Origin of the sequence: Chryseobacterium sp. SNU WT5 (genome assembly GCF_007362475.1) — a bacterium.
Taxonomy (GTDB): Bacteria; Bacteroidota; Bacteroidia; order Flavobacteriales; family Weeksellaceae; genus Kaistella.
The window spans coordinates 330873-349899 of the sequence record NZ_CP041687.1; the positions used below are offsets into that span (position 1 = coordinate 330873).

Annotated in this window: 14 protein-coding genes; 4 read left to right on the forward strand and 10 right to left on the reverse strand. The window is 37.7% G+C overall.

Features of this window, described 5'->3' with window-relative positions:
* The first annotated feature begins 175 nt into the window (after positions 1–175).
* The 3 genes from FNJ88_RS01585 to FNJ88_RS01595 all read left to right on the forward strand — a co-directional run bounded on the left by FNJ88_RS01585 (position 176) and on the right by FNJ88_RS01595 (position 4197).
* Positions 176–2296 (forward strand): type IA DNA topoisomerase, encoded by a 2121-nt coding sequence (locus FNJ88_RS01585; RefSeq protein WP_143851416.1) that lies wholly within the window; start codon positions 176–178, stop codon positions 2294–2296.
* A gap of 219 nt (positions 2297–2515) precedes the next feature.
* Positions 2516–3016, forward strand: coding sequence for a peptidylprolyl isomerase (locus FNJ88_RS01590; RefSeq protein WP_143851417.1), 501 nt, complete (start codon positions 2516–2518; stop codon positions 3014–3016).
* 356 nt (positions 3017–3372) lie between these two features.
* Positions 3373–4197: an alpha/beta hydrolase gene (locus FNJ88_RS01595; protein ID WP_143851418.1), complete on the forward strand. Its 825-nt coding sequence runs from the start codon at positions 3373–3375 to the stop codon at positions 4195–4197.
* A gap of 141 nt (positions 4198–4338) precedes the next feature.
* Here FNJ88_RS01595 and FNJ88_RS01600 read toward each other — a convergent pair whose 3' ends face one another.
* Genes FNJ88_RS01600 through FNJ88_RS01615 form a run of 4 tightly spaced genes read right to left on the reverse strand, consistent with a single transcriptional unit; the run spans position 4339 to position 7221 of the window.
* Entirely contained in the window at positions 4339–5019 is a 681-nt protein-coding gene (locus FNJ88_RS01600; protein WP_143851419.1) for a type 1 glutamine amidotransferase domain-containing protein, read from the reverse strand.
* 38 nt (positions 5020–5057) lie between these two features.
* Positions 5058–6218: an iron-containing alcohol dehydrogenase gene (locus tag FNJ88_RS01605; protein ID WP_143851420.1), complete on the reverse strand. Its 1161-nt coding sequence runs from the start codon at positions 6216–6218 to the stop codon at positions 5058–5060.
* A 27-nt stretch (positions 6219–6245) separates the two neighbouring features.
* Positions 6246–6830 carry a TetR/AcrR family transcriptional regulator gene (locus FNJ88_RS01610; protein WP_143851421.1) on the reverse strand — a complete coding sequence of 195 codons (585 nt, stop codon included), beginning with the start codon at positions 6828–6830 and terminating at the stop codon, positions 6246–6248.
* Positions 6823–7221: a hypothetical protein gene (locus FNJ88_RS01615; RefSeq protein WP_228414548.1), complete on the reverse strand. Its 399-nt coding sequence runs from the start codon at positions 7219–7221 to the stop codon at positions 6823–6825. Before FNJ88_RS01615 ends, FNJ88_RS01610 begins: the two co-directional genes overlap by 8 nt.
* A 196-nt stretch (positions 7222–7417) precedes the next feature.
* Here FNJ88_RS01615 and FNJ88_RS01620 point away from each other — a divergent pair, with 196 nt between their 5' ends.
* On the forward strand, positions 7418–9541 hold the full coding sequence (locus FNJ88_RS01620; RefSeq protein WP_143851422.1) for a Tex family protein: 2124 nt from the start codon (positions 7418–7420) through the stop codon (positions 9539–9541).
* 262 nt (positions 9542–9803) lie between these two features.
* Here the strand turns inward: FNJ88_RS01620 and FNJ88_RS01625 are convergent, their stop codons facing one another.
* The 6 genes from FNJ88_RS01625 to FNJ88_RS01650 form a co-directional block, all read right to left on the reverse strand.
* Positions 9804–12992 (reverse strand): efflux RND transporter permease subunit, encoded by a 3189-nt coding sequence (locus tag FNJ88_RS01625; protein WP_143851423.1) that lies wholly within the window; start codon positions 12990–12992, stop codon positions 9804–9806.
* A gap of 4 nt (positions 12993–12996) precedes the next feature.
* On the reverse strand, positions 12997–14058 hold the full coding sequence (locus FNJ88_RS01630; protein ID WP_143851424.1) for an efflux RND transporter periplasmic adaptor subunit: 1062 nt from the start codon (positions 14056–14058) through the stop codon (positions 12997–12999).
* 60 nt (positions 14059–14118) lie between these two features.
* Positions 14119–15465: a TolC family protein gene (locus tag FNJ88_RS01635; protein WP_143851425.1), complete on the reverse strand. Its 1347-nt coding sequence runs from the start codon at positions 15463–15465 to the stop codon at positions 14119–14121.
* A 98-nt stretch (positions 15466–15563) separates the two neighbouring features.
* Positions 15564–16166, reverse strand: a complete 603-nt coding sequence (locus FNJ88_RS01640; protein ID WP_143851426.1) for a TetR/AcrR family transcriptional regulator — start codon at positions 16164–16166, stop codon at positions 15564–15566.
* A gap of 236 nt (positions 16167–16402) precedes the next feature.
* Positions 16403–17686 (reverse strand): alginate export family protein, encoded by a 1284-nt coding sequence (locus FNJ88_RS01645; protein WP_143851427.1) that lies wholly within the window; start codon positions 17684–17686, stop codon positions 16403–16405.
* A 401-nt stretch (positions 17687–18087) separates the two neighbouring features.
* Positions 18088–18996, reverse strand: a complete 909-nt coding sequence (locus tag FNJ88_RS01650) for a hypothetical protein (protein WP_143851428.1) — start codon at positions 18994–18996, stop codon at positions 18088–18090.
* Positions 18997–19027 lie beyond the last annotated feature (31 nt).

Consider the following 19027-nt stretch of genomic DNA (forward strand, 5'->3'; position numbering starts at 1 on the left):
GAAACCAATTTTCATGAAAGTCCTGTATATAAAGACAAACTACATTTAAATTGGTTTGAAATTACCAGCCACTAACTTTCCGGATTCTTTGAATTTCGCTCGTTGAACAAATTCTTACGTCTTATGTTATAAAATTTACTGAAATTTGCGTTCGCCCAAAAAATGAAGTTGACTTATGAAATTATGTATTGCTGAAAAGCCTAGTGTTGCCCGAGATATTGCCAAAGTATTAGGTGCAGACATGCCCAAGCAAGGTTATTTTGAAGGTAATGGCTATTGGGTAACCTGGACGTTCGGACATCTTTGCACGCTCAAAGAACCGCACGATTACAGTCCGCATCTTAAATCCTGGAATCTCATATTTCTTCCCATTATTCCCGATCCGTTTGGGATTAAATTAATAGAAAACCCTGGTGTTGAACGGCAATTTAAAATCATTGAGAAATTGGTTGCAGACTGCGAAGAAGTGATTAATTGTGGTGATGCTGGGCAAGAAGGAGAAGTGATACAGCGCTGGGTTTTGCACAAAGCAAAATGTAAAAAACCAATGAAACGGCTTTGGATTTCGTCATTGACGGAAGAAGCCATCAAAGAAGGATTTGCTAAATTAAAACCAGCAGAAGATTATAATAACCTTTATCAAGCTGGAAATGCACGTGCAATTGGCGATTGGCTTTTAGGAATTAACGCCACCCGATTATTTACCCGAAAATTCGGCGGAAACAAAAGCGTACTTTCGGTTGGTCGGGTTCAAACGCCTACTCTAGCGATGATCGTTCAGCGACAAAAAGAAATTGATGCTTTCAACACCGAGGAATATTGGGAACTGAAAACCAAATACCGCGATGTACTTTTCACTGCGGCGATCGACCGTTTAAAAACGAAAGAGAAAGCAGAGAAAGGTTTAGAATATCTAAAGCAAAATCTCTTCGAAATTGTCTCTTTTGAAATTAAAGAAGGCAAAGAGAAAAATCCACGGTTGTTTGATTTGACCGCTTTACAAGTGGAGGCCAATAAAAAATTTGGTTTTTCAGCAGACAACACACTCAAATATATTCAAAGTTTATACGAAAAGAAACATACGACGTATCCACGTGTTGATACCACTTACCTTTCCGAGAGTTTGCATCCCAAAATTCCTGGTATTCTTCAGTCGATGAATTTTTACCGAGAATTGACGGCGCCACTTTTATCGCAGCCGATTCCAAAATCAAAAACGGTTTTTGATGACACTAAAGTCACGGATCACCATGCCATTATTCCGACCGAAATTTCTCCCACTTCCAATTTAAGCAGAGAAGAGAAATTGATCTATGATCTGGTGGCGAAAAGATTTATCGCAGTTTTCTATCCCGAATGTAAAATTTCAAATACTTTGGTGGAAGGTCAAGTTGGAACGATTCCTTTTAAAACTTCAGGGCGACAAATTCTTGAATTAGGTTGGCGAGAAGTTTACGTGAAAGATAAAAAAGACGACACGGACGATAAAAAGGAAAAAGACGAAGAGCAGACGATTCCCGAATTTAAAGCGGGTGAAAAAGGTCCACATAAACCCTTAATTCATCAGGGAAAAACCAGTCCGCCAAAAGCTTATACCGAAGCGACTTTGCTTCGGGCCATGGAAACTGCCGGGAAACAGGTTGATGATGAAGAACTGCGTGAGATGATGAAAAACAATGGGATCGGAAGACCTTCTACCCGAGCCAATATTATCGAAACGCTTTTCCGAAGAAAATATATCGAGCGAAAAAAGAAAAATATCTTTGCGACTTCTACTGGTGTAGAACTGATTGACACTATTCAAGATGAGTTATTGAAAAGCCCAGAATTAACGGGTGAATGGGAATTAAAATTAAGAAAAATTGAGCGTGGTGAATACGAAGCCACTCAGTTTAAAGAGGAACTGATTACGATGGTGACTAATTTAACCCGAACAGTCATTAACGAGAAAGCAAAAGTGATTTCGTTTCAGGAAGAAGTAAAGCTAAAAGAAAAGAAAGAGCCAACTCCAAGGAAAATTACCACGATTATTTGGGAAGAAGAAGGTTGCCCAAAATGTAAAGAAAGCAAACTAATGAAAGGAAAAACTGCCATCGGTTGCTCCAATTATAAAGGATGTGGTCTCAAAGTTCCTTTTGTTTTGTTCGGAAAAAAAATGACTGAAAAACAGATTCACGATATTATTAACAAAGGAAAATCGAGCAAACTGAAAGGATTCACAGAACATCCGGAAAGTATAACTGAAGGCGTTTTACGTTTGACCGAAAATTTCAGTATTGAATTGAAAGCGGATTAGATTTTTCACGCAATGACGGAAAGGTTTTACGCAAAAATCGCAGCTACTTTTTCTGCAATACTTCAAAAAATTTTCGTGAATTTGTGGTAAGTAATTATTTATAAAACTCAGTTTATTTGAATTTATTACCTTTGCCTCAAATAGGATTAACCTAAAAGTTACCCATTAAAACAGACAATTTTAATAAAAGGATTTAAAATCTTTGATAACATTTATCTCATGACAATAGACAAAAATCACGTAGTAGCATTACATTACACGTTAAACGCCATTGAAGAAAATGGTGAAAAAACTTTCATTGAAAAAACAGATTTAGAAAACCCGTTCACTTTTTTATACGGCGTGGGAATGATGTTGCCGAAATTTGAAGAAAACATTGCAGGAATGACTGCAGGCGATAAAAAATCGTTCACCATCAGGCCGGAAGAAGGATATGGCGAAAAAATGGAAAACGCAACAACTCAATTACCAGTAGAAATGTTTGCTGACTCAGGTATGCCACCAATCGGTGCGATGTTACCTTTACAAGACGCACAGGGAAATCATGTAAGCGGTATCGTTTTGGAGGTTTCTGATGAAGCAGTAACGGTAGATCTTAACCACCCGATGGCTGGGAAAAAGTTGCATTTTGATATTGAAGTTGCATCAACAAGGCCTGCAACCGAAGAAGAATTAGCTCACGGTCACGCTCATGGAGTGGACGGAAATGAAGCACATTAATTAGAATTTTTTTCTTTATATAAAAGCTGCGATAATTTCGCAGCTTTTTTTGTTTCTAAAAAAGCAGGCTAAAACGAACCGCTAGAATTAAATGGTAAGAAAGTGGTGATAACACCGTAAAAGGTAAGAATTTGATTTTAAAAGACGCTGCCAATAAAGTATTTGCTGTTTTTGAAACGATGTAACCTTTATTAAAACTTAAACTTAAGTTGTACTTATATAAAACCTTGGACTTAGCAATTCAAGGTTTTTTGTGCTTTCGAAGCATGGGAGTAGTAGTACTATTTATTAAATGGAAGTGCTATTATTTCTTTAAATTTTGAAACCAAATCCATCTAAAACTCGTATTTTTAAATATGCGAAAAATAATTTATCTTATGCTTGGATCTTTACTCGTGATGAGCTGTCAGTCTAGAAAATACAAAGATGTCATCTATGGACAATCGTCGAACAAAGAAGATTTGAAACTCAATATTTTCGTGCCCAATAATTCTGACCATAAAAAATTTCCGGTTTTAATTTTCGTGCATGGTGGAAACTGGAATAGTGGCAATAAAGATCAGTACGGTTTTTTCGGGAGAAACTTTGCAAAGAAAGACGTCATCACCGTTATTCTGGAATATACTTTAAGTCCAACGGCGAATATCGACCAAATGACGACCAAAATTGCTACCGCAATCATGTGGGTTCAAAAAAACATCAATACATATCACGGTGATGCAAGTCAAATTTTTGTGACTGGGCATTCTGCGGGTGGACAATTGGTAGCGTCTGCGGTATTAAATCCGAAATTCGAGGTTGCTGAAAACTCTATTTCAGGTATTATTTTAAATGATGCCGCTGGAATTGATATGAAAGATTATTTAGAGAAATATCCACCCACAACAGAAGATGATTATTTAGCGACGTGGAGCAACGATCCTAAGAACTGGTATCAAGCGTCTCCTATTTATTTTTTAAATGAAAAGTCACCGCCGTTTTTAATTTATGTGGGTTCAAAAACCTATCCTTCCATTACGACTGCAAATGAACATTTTCTTACGGAATTAAATAAATTTCAACCTGAAGTAAAACCGATTATCCTAAATAAAAAACACATTCCGATGATCTTGCAATACTTTTTCCCGTGGAATAAACGCTCCGCAGAAATGGTGGCTTTCATGAAAAAGAATAAGAAATAAGCGTGAATTTTCGGTGAATAATAATTCAATCTGTTATTGAAAAATTCTACTCCAATAAGGAAAACTTGATTTTTCTAAACAAATGTTCCAAAGTGAAAACTCACTTTGGAACATTTTAATTAGTAGTCGAAACGAATCGATTTATTTTTGAAGTTTAGCTAGTAACATTTCAGCTACTTTTTCGGAGGAAGCTGGATTTTGACCCGTGATCAATAAACCATCTTCTAAAGCGTAAGGTTCAAAATCGCCTGCTTTGCTGTAGATTCCGCCATTTTCCTTTAACATATCTTCCACTAGGAATGGAACAACGTCAGTCAGTTTTACCAAAGCTTCTTCGGTATTGGTAAATCCTGTTACTTTTTTACCTTTTACCAAAGGTTCTCCATTCGTACTTTTCACATGTTTCAAAGCTGCCGGAGCATGACAAACAAAAGAAACAGGTTTATTGGTATAGTAAAAACTTTCGATCAACTTCGCAGAATCTACGCTTTCTGCCAAATCCCATAACGGTCCGTGACCACCAGGATAAAATACGGCGTCGTAGTCATCTGAAGAAACCTCAGCAAGTTTATGCGTTTTACTTAATTTTTCCTGTAAAGCTGCATCAGCTTTAAATCTGATGGTTGATTCCGTTTGATTTTCCGGTTTGTCGCTTGTAGGATCAATCGGTGGTTGACCACCTTCTGGCGAAGCTAAAGTCACCTCAACTCCCTTATCAACTAAGTAGTAATAAGGACTTGCAAATTCTTCGATCCAAAATCCGGTTTTCTCGCCGGTATTTCCCAATTCTGAGTGGGAAGTAAGAACAAATAATATTTTCATTATATCTATTTTAATTGTTAATTCTTAATTTTTAATTACTAGTAGCTCATTTCAATGATTTTCTGAGCGTCAGAAGGTTTCAAAGATTTGTGCTCTCCAAGTCCTTCCCAACCTCTTTCAGTAAAACGTTTTGCAACAGCACTTCCGGTTTCTGAATAGTCTTTGGTGTACTCTGATAATTTAATATCGATTCCTAAAGATTTGAAGAACTCATCTGTTTTGTCAATTCCAGCATGCGCTTTTTCTTCTAAAGTTCCATCGGTAATATTCCAAACACGTTCTGCATATTGTGCTAATTTTTCTTTCTTGGTTTCGAAATTATAACGGTAATGATTTCCGGCTAAAATTGCTAACGTTCTCGCGTGATCAATTCCGTACATCGCTGTTAATTCGTGTCCCATCGAGTGAATTGCCCAATCTCCCGGAACTCCTTGCTGGATTAATCCGTTCAAAGCCATCGTACAACTCCACATAAAGTTAGACGCCGCTTCATAATCTGAAGGATCTTTCATAATAGCCGGAGCCACTTCAACTAAAGTCTGCATAATACTTTCTGCAAAACGATCCTGTAATTTCGCACCAATTGGATAGGTCATATATTGTTCCATCACGTGGGTGAAAGCATCTGCGATTCCATTTGCCAATTGACGTTGAGGAATAGATTTAATCACTTCCGGATCCAAAACGGAGAATTGTGGAAACATTCCCGGTCCACCAAAACCTAATTTTTCTTTGGTTTCTGCTCTCGTAATTACGGAACCTGAATTCATTTCTGACCCAGTTGCAGGAAGTGTTAAAACCGTTGCAAAAGGCATTGCTTCTGTCACTGGTTTTTTATTGGTTAATAAATCCCACGGCGTTTCACCTTCGTATAAAGCTGCTGCTGATAAAAATTTAGTTCCATCGATTACAGAACCACCACCAACTGCTAAAAGATAAGTGATATCTTCCGCTTTAATCACCTTTAAAGCGTCCAATAAAACATTGTATTCTGGGTTGGCTGGAATTCCACCAAATTCTACAACTTCGTAGTCAGAAAGAGCATTTTTCACTTGTTCGTAAATTCCATTTTTCATAATACTTCCACCGCCGTAAAGCATCAGTATTTTTGAATTTGCGGGGATTTCTGTTGGAAGATTTTCTATTTGACCTTTACCAAATAATATTTTTGTTGGATTTCTATATTTAAAATTGTTCATATTTTTTATTTTAGTATTAATTATAACTTAAGGTCGGGTGCGTATCGCATCCCACACTGCTTGAAAAATTTCTTCTTTTGCTTCTTCACTTAAAGTGTAAATAGCTCTTTCCTGCATTCCTAATAAAAAAGACAGCGGATAAATTGTAAAAGCATATAACACGTAGTCTGAAAGCGGTTTTATAATCCTCTCTTTTTTTCCTTTTCCCCACAAATTGAGTAAAGGCTGTAAATGTTTCAACCCTTCTACTCTAATGTCCTCCTCAATCATTGGACTGTTGTCGCATTGCGATAAAAAGTTTGCTTCTTTGATATGTGATAATTTATAATTGGCAATGTTAGACCAGATCAATTCAAAACCTTTTTTCACCGATAGATTTTCGGTATAACCTTTGAAAGCACAACTGCTAAAAGATTCCTTAACCTCCAAATACAACTTGTTAACAAGATCCTGTTTGTTTTCAAAATAGAGATAAATCGTAGCTGGAGCAACGCCTGCCAATTTCGCAATTTTAGACATCGGTGCATTGTGAAAACCGTGATTATTCACCAAAGTTAATGTCGCATTTAAAAGCGCAGTTCTTTTGTCTACTATCTTTTCTTTTTTAATCATGATTCCATTTTGCAAGTGAAGTAAATTTGAACGATTTCCAGGAAAGCCAAATCAAAAGAAATTGAATTACCAATCTCACATATGCTACCGTATGGCTTCCGATAACGGGTTGATCTTTTAAAGCATCTGCAATATGAAGTGGCAAGAAAATAACCATCAAAATAAAAATACCTAACATTCCGTACTTGGTATATTTATGATTTAAAAACAAAGTGATAACTCCCAAAAGTAACTCCACCATTCCTGACCCATAAACGATTGCCAACGGAAACGGTAAAAAGGACGGAACAATGGGAACATAAAATTCGGGGTTAAATAAATGATAAACACCTGCAACCATCATTAAAAATGCTAAAAGGATACTCACGATCACCCAAACTATTACTTTCATTTTACTTGTCTTTTATTCTATGTAACAAAGATAATAAAAAAAAGAATGAACGTTCATTTATTTTATCTATTGTCTTATTTTATCTTTTTCAATATCAATTAGATTTCGAAAATTCATTCAGAAACTTTTTAATTTCAGGAAAACAATCTTTCATTTGCTCTTAAACTTACTATTTTAGCACCTCTAAAAATGACGCATGAATTCCATTGATTATATTAAAAAATCTCTTCAATTATCTGACAACAGTATTAAAGCGACCCTTAAACTTTTGGCTGAAGACTGCACCATTCCATTTATATCAAGATACCGAAAAGATGCTACCGGAAATTTAGATGAAGTTCAGATCGAGGGAATTTCAAAACTCAACAAACAGTTTGAGGAAATCATCAAACGGAAAGAAACTATTTTAAAATCAATTGAAGAACAGAATGCTTTAACGCAAGAATTAAAACAAAGAATTGAACAAAGTTTTGATCTTCAGGAATTGGAAGATTTGTATTTACCTTTCAAAAAACGGAGAAAAACCAGAGCGGATTCGGCGAAAGAAAAAGGTTTAGAACCATTAGCGAGGATGATTATGAGTCAAAATGCGAACGACCTTCAGCATTTAGCATCAAGATATTTGAACGATCAAGTGGCTACGGAAGAGGACGCGCTGCAAGGTGCGAGAGATATTATGGCAGAATGGATCAATGAGAATATGTATGTCCGTAAAAATCTGCGTCGCTTGTTTCAACGGAAAGCGGTTATTGCTTCAAAAGTTGTGAAAACGAAAAAAGAGGATGAAGCAGCTCAGAAATTTTCACAATATTTTGAGTGGGAAGAAAGTCTGAACAGAATTCCGTCACATCGATTACTGGCCATGTTGCGAGCTGAAACTGAAGGTTTTGTAAAAACGAAAATAGAAATTGATAAAGAGGAAGCGCTTGATTTTATAGAAAACTCTATTATTAAATCGAATAATGAATGCGCAGATCAAATTTCATTAGCCATAAAAGATTGTTATAAAAGATTGCTGGAGCCCGCAATTTCAAACGAAGCTTTGCAGGAAGCCAAAGAAAAAGCCGACCATAAAGCAATCGAAATATTTGCTGAAAATTTGCGGCAACTTCTACTCGCTCCACCTTTAGGAGAAAAGCGGATTTTATCTATCGATCCAGGTTTTAAAAGCGGGTGTAAAGTCGTTTGTTTAGATGAGAAAGGAGATTTACTGCACAACGAAACCATTTATCCGCACGCTCCACAAAATGATGCGGGAATGGCAATGAAGAAAATCCGCTCCATGGTAAATGCTTATAATATTGAAGCGATTTCGATTGGAAATGGAACGGCGAGTCGGGAAACAGAATTCTTTATTAAGAAAATTGCTTTCGATAAACCGCCATTGGTTTTCATCGTTTCAGAAGCTGGAGCTTCAGTTTATTCTGCAAGTAAAATTGCGAGAGATGAATTTCCGAGTTATGATGTGACGGTTCGAGGTGCAATTTCGATTGGTAGAAGATTATCCGATCCATTAGCAGAACTCGTTAAAATTGATGCAAAGTCAATTGGTGTCGGACAATACCAACACGATGTGGACCAAACACAACTTAAAAATGAACTGGATTCTACCGTGATGAAATGTGTGAATTCGGTCGGAATTAATCTGAATACGGCGAGTAAATCCTTGTTAAGTTATGTTTCTGGAATTGGCGAAAAGATGGCAGAAAACATCGTGAATTATCGCGCAGAAAATGGCGCTTTTGAAGACCGAAAACAGTTGAAGAAAGTTCCGAGATTGGGCGAAAAAGCGTATCAACAGGCGGCTGCTTTTATCAGAATAACTCACGGTAAAAATCCTTTAGATAATTCGGCAGTTCATCCGGAAGCATATTCGATTGTAGAAAAAATGGCGAAAGATTTAGGCGTTAAAACGAACGACCTCATCGCCAATAAAGAATTGATAAAATCCGGCAGTCCTGAAAATTATATCACCGAAACAATTGGTATTTTAGGAATTAAAGATATTTTGAAAGAACTTGAAAAACCCGGATTGGATCCGAGAAAAGCAGCGAAGGTATTTGAATTTGATCCTACCGTAAAATCTATTAAAAACCTGAAACCCGGCATGATCCTTCCCGGAATTGTCAATAACATTACCGCATTCGGATGTTTCGTTGATGTTGGAATTAAAGAAAGTGGATTAGTTCATATTTCTCAACTCAAAGAAGGTTTCGTATCTGATGTGAATGAAGTCGTAAAACTACATCAACATGTTCAGGTGAAAGTGACGGAAGTGGATGAGGCCAGAAAAAGAATTCAGTTGAGTATGATTTTGTAAGTTTTGCTCGCAATTAAACAAAGATTTTGACGCAACGACTCAACGTTTAAAAAACTCTATATAAATTACAGGCGCAAAGGCGTTCCACCTAGCAAAGGGATTTTTCTAAAATGTTCTGCAAAATTTGCTGAGAATTCTGTTGAGTATGATTTTGTAAGAAAATCCAAGAGCGCTTATGAACGGTGTTATCCAATAATACTCCAATAAAAAAGCCGTTTCAATCACTGAAACGGCTTTCATAACCAAATTAACTAATATATAATTAAAGCTGATGTTTCGGAGTAAATCCGTCGTCGCTTAATTCTTTGTGTTCATAATCGGCTTTCATTTCGCCTTCGTAATCTACTTTCTCGTCTTTACCCATTCTTCTCAACATAGAATCGAAAAGGGAATATACTACAGGAACGATGATCAAGGTAAGGAATAATGATGAGGTTAAACCACCGATCACTACCCAAGCCAGACCGTTGTTCATTTCGGCTCCTGCACCTTTTGCCAAAGCAATTGGTAGCATCCCGAAGATCATCGCGATCGTGGTCATCAAAATCGGACGAAGTCTCGCGTGATTTGCCTGGATCAATGCATCATGAGTATTGGCTCCAGCTGCTTTTCGCATATTGGCGAAATCGACGATCATAATCGCATTCTTCGCCACCAAACCGATCAACATGATCATCCCCAACATCGTAAAGATATTGATGGAATTATTGGTTAACGCTAAAATCACCATTACTCCGATCAAAGCCAAAGGAATGGAGAACAAGACCACAAACGGATAAACGAAGCTATCATACAGTGATACCATTACCAGATAAACCAATACAATAGCCGCTAATAAAGCGATCCCTAAAGTACCGAAACCTTCGGTCTGGTTTTCCATATCACCACTCCAGATATAATTAACACCGGCTGGTTTTGTTTTCTCGTTATTCATGAACTGGTCCGCCCATTCATTAGCAACATCTCCCGCCGGGCGACCTACTACTTTTGAAAGTACTTTTACAGAAGGTGATTTGTCTCTACGTTGAAGCAAACTCGGTCCTGAACTCATGTCTACATTGGCAAACTGGGTTAATCTGATTTGCTCTCCATTATTGTTCGTAAACATTAAGTTTCTTACATCATCAATGGACTTTCTGTTATTGTCTGCAAAACGGATGTTGATATCATATTCATATTCACCTGCCCGGAATTTTCCGTCGGTATTACCGTTAAACGCCGTTTGCATCGATTGTCCAACACTTGAAAGGTTAAGACCTAAAGTTGCCATTTTATCACGGTCAATATTCACACGGACTTCCGGACTTCCTGTATCAGTTGACAATTCTGCATCTACTGCTCCTGGAACTTTTTTCAGTAATTCTAAGATCCTGTTGGCTTCTTTGTTTGCAGTTTCGTTATCTGCAGCCGTTACGACCATCTCGATCGGGGCATTATCTGCTCCCATTAATCCGATCGGGGCGGTTTTAAATTCAACACCGGTAAACTTTTCTTCAAGATCTCTCTTGAATTTTGCTGCCAAGATATCGGTGCTTTGTGCACGTTCTGATTTATCAACTAAGTTTACCTGAACTTCTGCCTGATAAACCGTAGCCTGCGAAGCTCCAAATCCTGAAGATTGCTGACCTACCGTGGTAATTAAATCGACCACATCTTTATTATCTCTTAAATATTTTTCAACATTTAAAGTTACCTGATTGGTTTTTTCAATGGTAGCATCTTTAGGCAATTCTATTTGTACTAAGAATTGTCCACGGTCCATTTTCGGGAAGAATTCTCCACCGATGAAACCGAATCCAACCAACATAAAGGAAGAGATTAAAATAAGGAAGGTGATGACAACCGTCATAATTCTTCGTAAGCCGGTTTTCAAACACCATTCGAGAATTCCTGTAATAAAATGGGTGAATTTATCGAGTTGTCCTTCAAACCAAAGAATGAATTTTTCAAAAGGATTTTTACCCGTAAGATGTACTACTTTCCCGAATCTGGAAGACAACCACGGAATAATGGTAAACGAAGCCAACAATGAGAACAAAGTCGCCATTACCACCGTAACACAGAACTGCGCTAAAATATCTGACACCAACCCGGAACTCATCGCGATTGGTAAGAAAACCACCACAATAACCAAAGTAATGGCGGTTACGGTAAATCCAATTTCTGAGGCACCGTCGTAAGCTGCACGAATTCTGCTTTTACCCATTTCCATGTGTCGGTAAACGTTTTCCAGAACCACAATGGCATCATCCACCAAAATACCAACCACGAGGGAAAGTCCTAATAAACTCATTAAGTTTAAGGTATAACCCATTAAATACATTCCGATAAAAGTCGCGATCAACGATAACGGAATAGAAACCATGACGATGAATGCGTTTCTAATGTTATGAAGGAAAAGCAACATTACGATGGCCACCAAGATAACCGCAATCACCAAATCGAAGATCACATGGTCTGCTGCTGCTAAGGTAAAATCTGTACTGTCATCAACAATTTTCACTTTAACGCCTTGCACGGCATAATTTTTCACCACTTCTGCTATTGTTTTCTGAACATTTTCAGAAACGGCAACAGCATTGGCATCCGACTGCTTTTTCACTTGCATCAAAATCGTAGGATTCTGATTAAATCGTGCAATTTTTTCTACATCCTGTTGCGTATCAAAAACGCTGGCAACATCTGAAAGTCTAACCTGAGCTCCATTTTTACTGGTAATAATCAGATTGCTCATTTCTTCGATCGACTTATATTTCCCTGATAATCTAATCGTCGATTTTGAGGTTCTCGATTTTAAACTTCCTGTTGGAAAATCTAAATTGGAAGAAAGGATGGCTTGCTGCACTTCTCCAATAGAGATATTGTAGCCCTGTAATTTTTTCTCATCAATATTAACCTGAATCTCGCGCTCCTGTCCACCAACAAGGTCAACTTGCGCAACACCACTCACACGGGAGAAAATAGGTTCAATTTTTTTATCTAAAAGATCATAAAGTTCTCTGTTATTCAACTTGTCACTGGAAAGACTCATGGTCATAATCGGTAGATCATCCAGCGAGAATTTATTTAATGACGGTGCGTCGATATCATCCGGAAGTTGTGATAAAATAGCATTTACTTTTCTTTGTGCATCATTCAGAGCGTAATTAACATCCGCTCCTGTATTCAGCTGTACCATAATTACGGACAGACTTTCATAAGAAGATGATTCTACTTTTTTTACGTTTTCCAAAGATCCTACGGCATCTTCAATTTTACGGGTAACCGAAGTTTCCACCTCACTTGGCGACGCTCCTGGATATACCGTAGAGATGGTTACCATATTGGTTTCAAATTTCGGGATAAGCTCGTACCCCATCATAGAGTAGCTGAGTAAACCACCTAAAGTAAGTATCGTAAATAAAACGATCACCAACGATGGTCTTTTGATTGATATTTCTGCTAATTTCATTTTTCTACTTTACAATATTTATTTTCGATCCGTTCTCCAGGTTGATCTGTCCACTGGTGATCACCTGTTCTCCTCCATTCAGACCGCTGATGATCTGTACTTTGTTGCCGTACACTTTTCCGGTTTTTACGTTGATCATTTTAGCCGTTCCGTTTTGAACGATGAACAACTGACCTGAACTTACACCATTCACAAAAGCTTCTGCAGGAACGGTTAACATATTTTGATTTTCAGCCCCGTAATTGGTTTTGAATAATGCTGTTCCGTACATTCCGGCTTTTAAACTTCCGTTGTTTGCCACTTCAATTTCTACAGGAAAGTTCAAAGACGCGTCACTTTTCGGAGCGATAAACGTAATTTTTCCAGCGAACGATTCATCAGGTAAAACATTTACTGTAATTGGAACCGTCTGACCCATTTGAATTCTTCCGATCTGACTTTCATCCACCAAAACAGATAATTTTAAACTGTTGATATTGACGATCTCGAATAAAGGCGTTCCTGGTGCAACGACCATTCCCGGCTCCACCATTTTTTTATTAATAATTCCGCTAATTCCTGCTCTTACGCTGGTATCATTAACTCTCACGCTTTGTGCACGGACTGCAGACTGCATGTTTTTCAGTTGTAATCTGGAATTATCTAACTGCTGTTTGGTCACTCCACCCGTTTTATAAGCATTTTCATAACGCTGATTATCGATGATCGCGTTTTGTAAATTGTTCTGTGCCTGGCTTAGATCAACTTCGATTGCATCTCTTTTGATGGTTGCTAATACCTGACCTGCTCCAACTCTGGAACCTTCTCTTACCAATACATTCACGATACGACCGGAGATCTCCGACGATTGATTCGTTTCCTGTTTCGGAATAAAAGTTCCGTTTGCCGAATAATCGGTATTGATATTTTCTCTCGCGGCAGTCACCACATTCACATTGATCTTATCCACCTGCTTTGCAACTTCTGCTACTTCTTTCTTTTGATTTGCTTTGTTACTGGCAATCTTATACGCTCCCAAACCAATGAGTACCGCAGCTACGATGATATATATTATAGTTTTTTTCATGAGTAAATATTTAATTTTTTAATGTCAAAAGGAAACTTTCAACATAATTTTATGTTCAGTTTATTTTAAATACGTTTTAAGTTCACCTTTAGATTTATAGAATTCGATCTCTGCAATTTTATAATCCAAAATGGCATTGGTATAATTATTTTTAGCTTCGACCAAAGCATTTTCAGCTTCCAACAGATCGGTAAGCGTTGCTAAACCGTACTGGTAATTGCTTTTGGTATTGGCAGCCACCGTTTCGGCAAGACTTACATTCGCTTTCTGACTGTCTAAAGCTGCAAGGCTGTTTTCAATTTGGGATTTGGCATTTTGGTAGGACAGATCCAAACCAAGTTTGGTATCTTTCATATCGACTTCCAGTTTATCCAGTTCGATCTGCGCCATGGCCACTCTTGCTTTGGTTGCAAAACCATTAAAAATAGGGATATTCACGCCTAAAGTAATCGCGGAATAATCTGACCAATATACCCCACTTTTTTTCCCGTGGGTTAAAGGAAATTTATCTCCCAACGCCTGATAACTATAATTTGCATTCAAATTAACGGTTGGATAATAAGCCGCTTCCACCGCCTGTTTGTTATACTGTAAGAGTTCTTTTTGTTTGTTTAAAATCTGAACTTCAGTTCGGTCATCGGTTCCAACCACGTCTGCCAACAAATGAGGCGTAACTTCCATATCAGTTGCTTCCAGTTGAATTTGAGTTTCAATAGGCATTCCCATGTAAAACTTCAACGCATTTTCTGCCTGGTTAATTCCATTTTGTTGCTGTTTGATCACCGTGCTGATATTGGTCAAATTAACATTGGTTCGGTCCAAATCTACTTTCTTTGCCAAACCATTATCAAATAAACTCTTGATCACATTTCTGGCTTTTTCATTGCTCGCAAAACTGCTTTCTAAAGTTTCCTTTTTCTGTTTAATGGTAAAAACCTGAAAATAGGCATTTGAAACTCTTTCGATAATTTGCTCTTCTGTCAGCTGTTCGTTCAGCTGATAAAATTCTTTGGTTGATTTTGCTGCTTTCAGTCCAATAAAAACTTTCTGATCAAAGATCGCCTGCGACAGTTGCAAACCCGCTCCGGCATTCCATTTCTGCCCGAAAGAAATAAGCTGAATATTACTAGGCCCACCACTGAAGGCACCAACATCTAAGGCCGATTTCTGCAAAAGCGGATTGTAGGTAAGGTTTGCCACCCCCGAAATATGAGGCAAAGCGTTCGATTTTGCTTCCATGATTTGGTAGTCGGCATTCCGGACATCCAGTTTTGCTTTTAGTGCTTCGGCTTTATTTTGAAGCGCATACGTTATGGCATCTTTCAGCGTGACGGTCTGTTGCGCTTTCAGTACGGAAACTGAGATAGCAAAGAGGCCGACGAAAGCCATTTTTCTCCAATTGGTCATTTTATATTGTTGTTATTTATTACAGTTGATGTTAAAACTTACTTCTTTAGAAATGAATTTTCACGCATTTACAAGGAACGATTTTGCGAAATTCACTATTATTTTTGATGAACGTTTTTCAGTACTTCTTTACCTTTTTCAGTGGTAATGGCATTCATATAAAGCATCAGAGTTTCCTGCATAAAATGTTCTCTTTCAATGACCGCCGTATCAAAAAAGGGCGAACTGTCATAAGACATTACAAGCTGAAAGAAAATTTTAGAATAAATTTCTGCATCGAAATCGTCGCGGTAAAATCCCTGTTGTCTTCCTTTTTTAATATTATGAACCAGCACTTCTGAAAACTTTGAAGAAAAATTCAACATATGTTTTTGGAAAATCGCAGGATAATATTTTAATAATTGACGAATCAGAATATTATTATTAGCGTGAGAAACCTTATCGATCTCTTCGTCTCTGCAAATCATTCTTTCAATCGCGTTTTCTACGTTGTCATCAAGATACTGAAGTCGGTCGATCACTACTTCCAGTCTATGTTTCAGCACTTCTTCGAGTAATTCCTCTTTATTCTTATACTTTTGATAAAGGGTTTTCTTTGAAATTCCAAACTCTTTTGCAATCTCATCCATCGTCACGGTTTTGGCGCCGTTTTCAATAAACAGGTTTGCTGCTTTGCTTAAAAAAATTGTTTTTTCGTCCATATTTCGGGTGCAAAGATACAAAAGAAAACTAAAAAACAAAATTAGTTTCCAAGTTTTTTATCTCAATGCAACCGATAGATGATATTAATAACAGGATCTAAAAACCTCGCTGTATATTTTTTTTAAACAGTTCAAGTTTCAACTTTCATAACAATTTGGACACAAAAAAAGCGGCTAAATGCCGCTTTAGATATAGTAAAGACTTTTGATCTAATAAAGAAAACTCTTAAAGAATATTACTTCACTTTAAACCGCGTCGCAAAGTTAAGTCCGATCCAGGTCCAGCTTTGCATCGAAGTGGGATCTGCCACGTTTTTGAGACGTTTCATACCATCTGCAGCAAACATTTGAGAATGTCCTAGTTGCATGGAGAAAATACTAGCCACTTTATAAGTGAACACCAGATCACCTTCGGTTCCTAAATACCGAGAATATTCTTTATTATTTGCAACATCATCTCCCAATTTTGCATTGCTGGCAAAACCATGAATATTAAAAGCCAAGGCTGCTTTTGGATTAAACTTCCAGGTCAACTTCAAGTAAAAGTCCTTCAACCCCACACTGTTAAAATGATTTCCGACGAAAAAATAATCCATAAAACCATTGAACTTATGATTTGTACCGTACATTGGGCTGAAGGAACTATTTTTAGACGGATCTGCGTTATAATCTGTTCCGGAAAGCCATTCGGTACCCAAAACAAAATTGACATTTGGGTTCAAAATAAAATCAACATTGGCTGAAAACTGATACGCATTTTTGCTTTGAGCCAACGTATTTTTACCCGTCTGCCAGTAAGCCGATCCAAAAAAGCCTACATTTCCGTAATATTTTTTCGCGTTCATTCCGACGGTCAGTACGCCGTAATGTGCACCGTCGATATTCTGAACTACATTATTTAATCCAATAACGGAAAGACTTGCTTTCGGCCACAGGTACTGATAGTGAAGAATCTGCATTGATTTTGTCCTTTCACCACCGTCCATAATACTGTAGAATTCACGATCCGGTAGATCATTGGCATCGTTGTCATCATTATTATAGGTGACTACAGCTTCCAGTTTAGACTGTGGATTGAAACGGAAAATTCCTTTGGCTGCATCAAAACTTCGACCTTGCATTTGCCAGTCTAAAGCACCTATCAATCTTTCATCATCGTAAGAAAGAATTTGTCGGCCCACCTTTAAACCCGTATTCTTCGTGAACTGATATTTTGCCCAGGCTTCATTAATATTAAAACTTCCGCTGCGTTGATTCGTAGACGACACTTCTCCCCAAACCCGTGCATCCTGCAGCGACATATACAGCTCCAGATCCTGCCAGTAATAATCCACTCCCAACTGCGCTCTGGAAAACACATTGGTTTCGGCTTTTTTGTGGTTTGGGATTAGTGTTTTTTGACCATTGTCGAGTTCAGCACGCGTCCGGAAATCAAGGTTGATCTTCAAACTGTCAACCTGAGCCTGTACAGAGAATGTGAACAACACCACTGTACCGAAGGCAAGAATATGTTTTTTCATAACGATGAGTTGATGGTATTAAAATCTTATTTTTAAATTAAGACAAATTTATCCTGATTTGTTAGAGCGAATTTAAAGATAAGCAGGTGAACTATTTAATCGTTAGCAAGGAAAATCTAAATTCCTGCTAAAAATCATTTCCTCTGATGTAGAAATTCAGGTATTAACCGAAAACACATGGTGGATTTTACTATAGAAAAAATACAAACCAGACCGTGAAGATCTAGAATTCAATGGCTTAAAAATAATGTATCATCTTTCTGCAAAATAGGTATATCCGTATTCTCATTTTAAAGGAGGTGTACCGTACACGAAATAACACAGTCGGTAATGTGATTACTGACTGTTGATTCTTTTTCTAAAAGATAATCGATCTAAAGCAGTTTTTCTCATTTTAAAAATTATCCTCTTAATAACTGTTCAAGCTGACGAACGATATCTCTTGGATGCGCACCTTCCTGCAAAGAATCGGCTGCAATTTTAAAAGCCAGGATCTCAGGTCCCAGTTCTTTTCCTTTTTGCTGAATCATTTGGATGAGTTCATTCATTTCAATTTGATAGCCCAACATCATGAAAGAAGAGAGCATTTTTTCGGCAATTTCGGTATCGGTTTCACCGAAGGCTTTTCCGGCGATAACGGGTAAAAGAAATTCCCCTTCTACAAAAACCTCATCTCCATCCGGGAAATCCTGCACAAACTGCGGGAAATTAAATCTTGTTTTGGCACTGGAAAGAATAAAATCTTCGATGAGATCCAGTTCTTCATCAGAGAGATGACTGAAGGCATCTTCATCCTCTTCGTCTTCATCTTCATCGTAAAGATCATCATCATACGAATCTTCCTCCTCTTCAAAATCATCGCCGTCTTCTTCGGAAAAAAGATCATCGTCCTCATATTCGTCTTCGTCTTCAGCATCGTCCTGCTTCGGATCGACTTTTGTGGTGGACTGGATCTTCTTCATCTCCTGCTGGACCAGGTTGTAAAACTCGTCGAAACGGAATTCATATTTCTGGTCGAGTTCGTTGAGTTCTTCTTCCACCTCTTCCAAAAGTTCAGCATCTTCTTCAAAGATCTCCTCTTCCGTAGCGACGTCACGCAGCCAGATCTTGTCCCGTTGCAGCATACTGAATACCCGATAAATTACCGCTTCTGCCTGTTTGCGATCTTCATCTTCAATGAGAATATCAAAAGCAGAAAGGTTTTCGAGGTAGAAGTTTTTGTGGATCATGGTGGTAGGTTTGGTGGTTGAAATTGAAGGTGTAAATTTAAGTAAAAAGCCTTTAAAAGTTCTGTTAAAAACATTTTTCATAAAGGGAAATTACTTAAAATTCGCGCTTCAG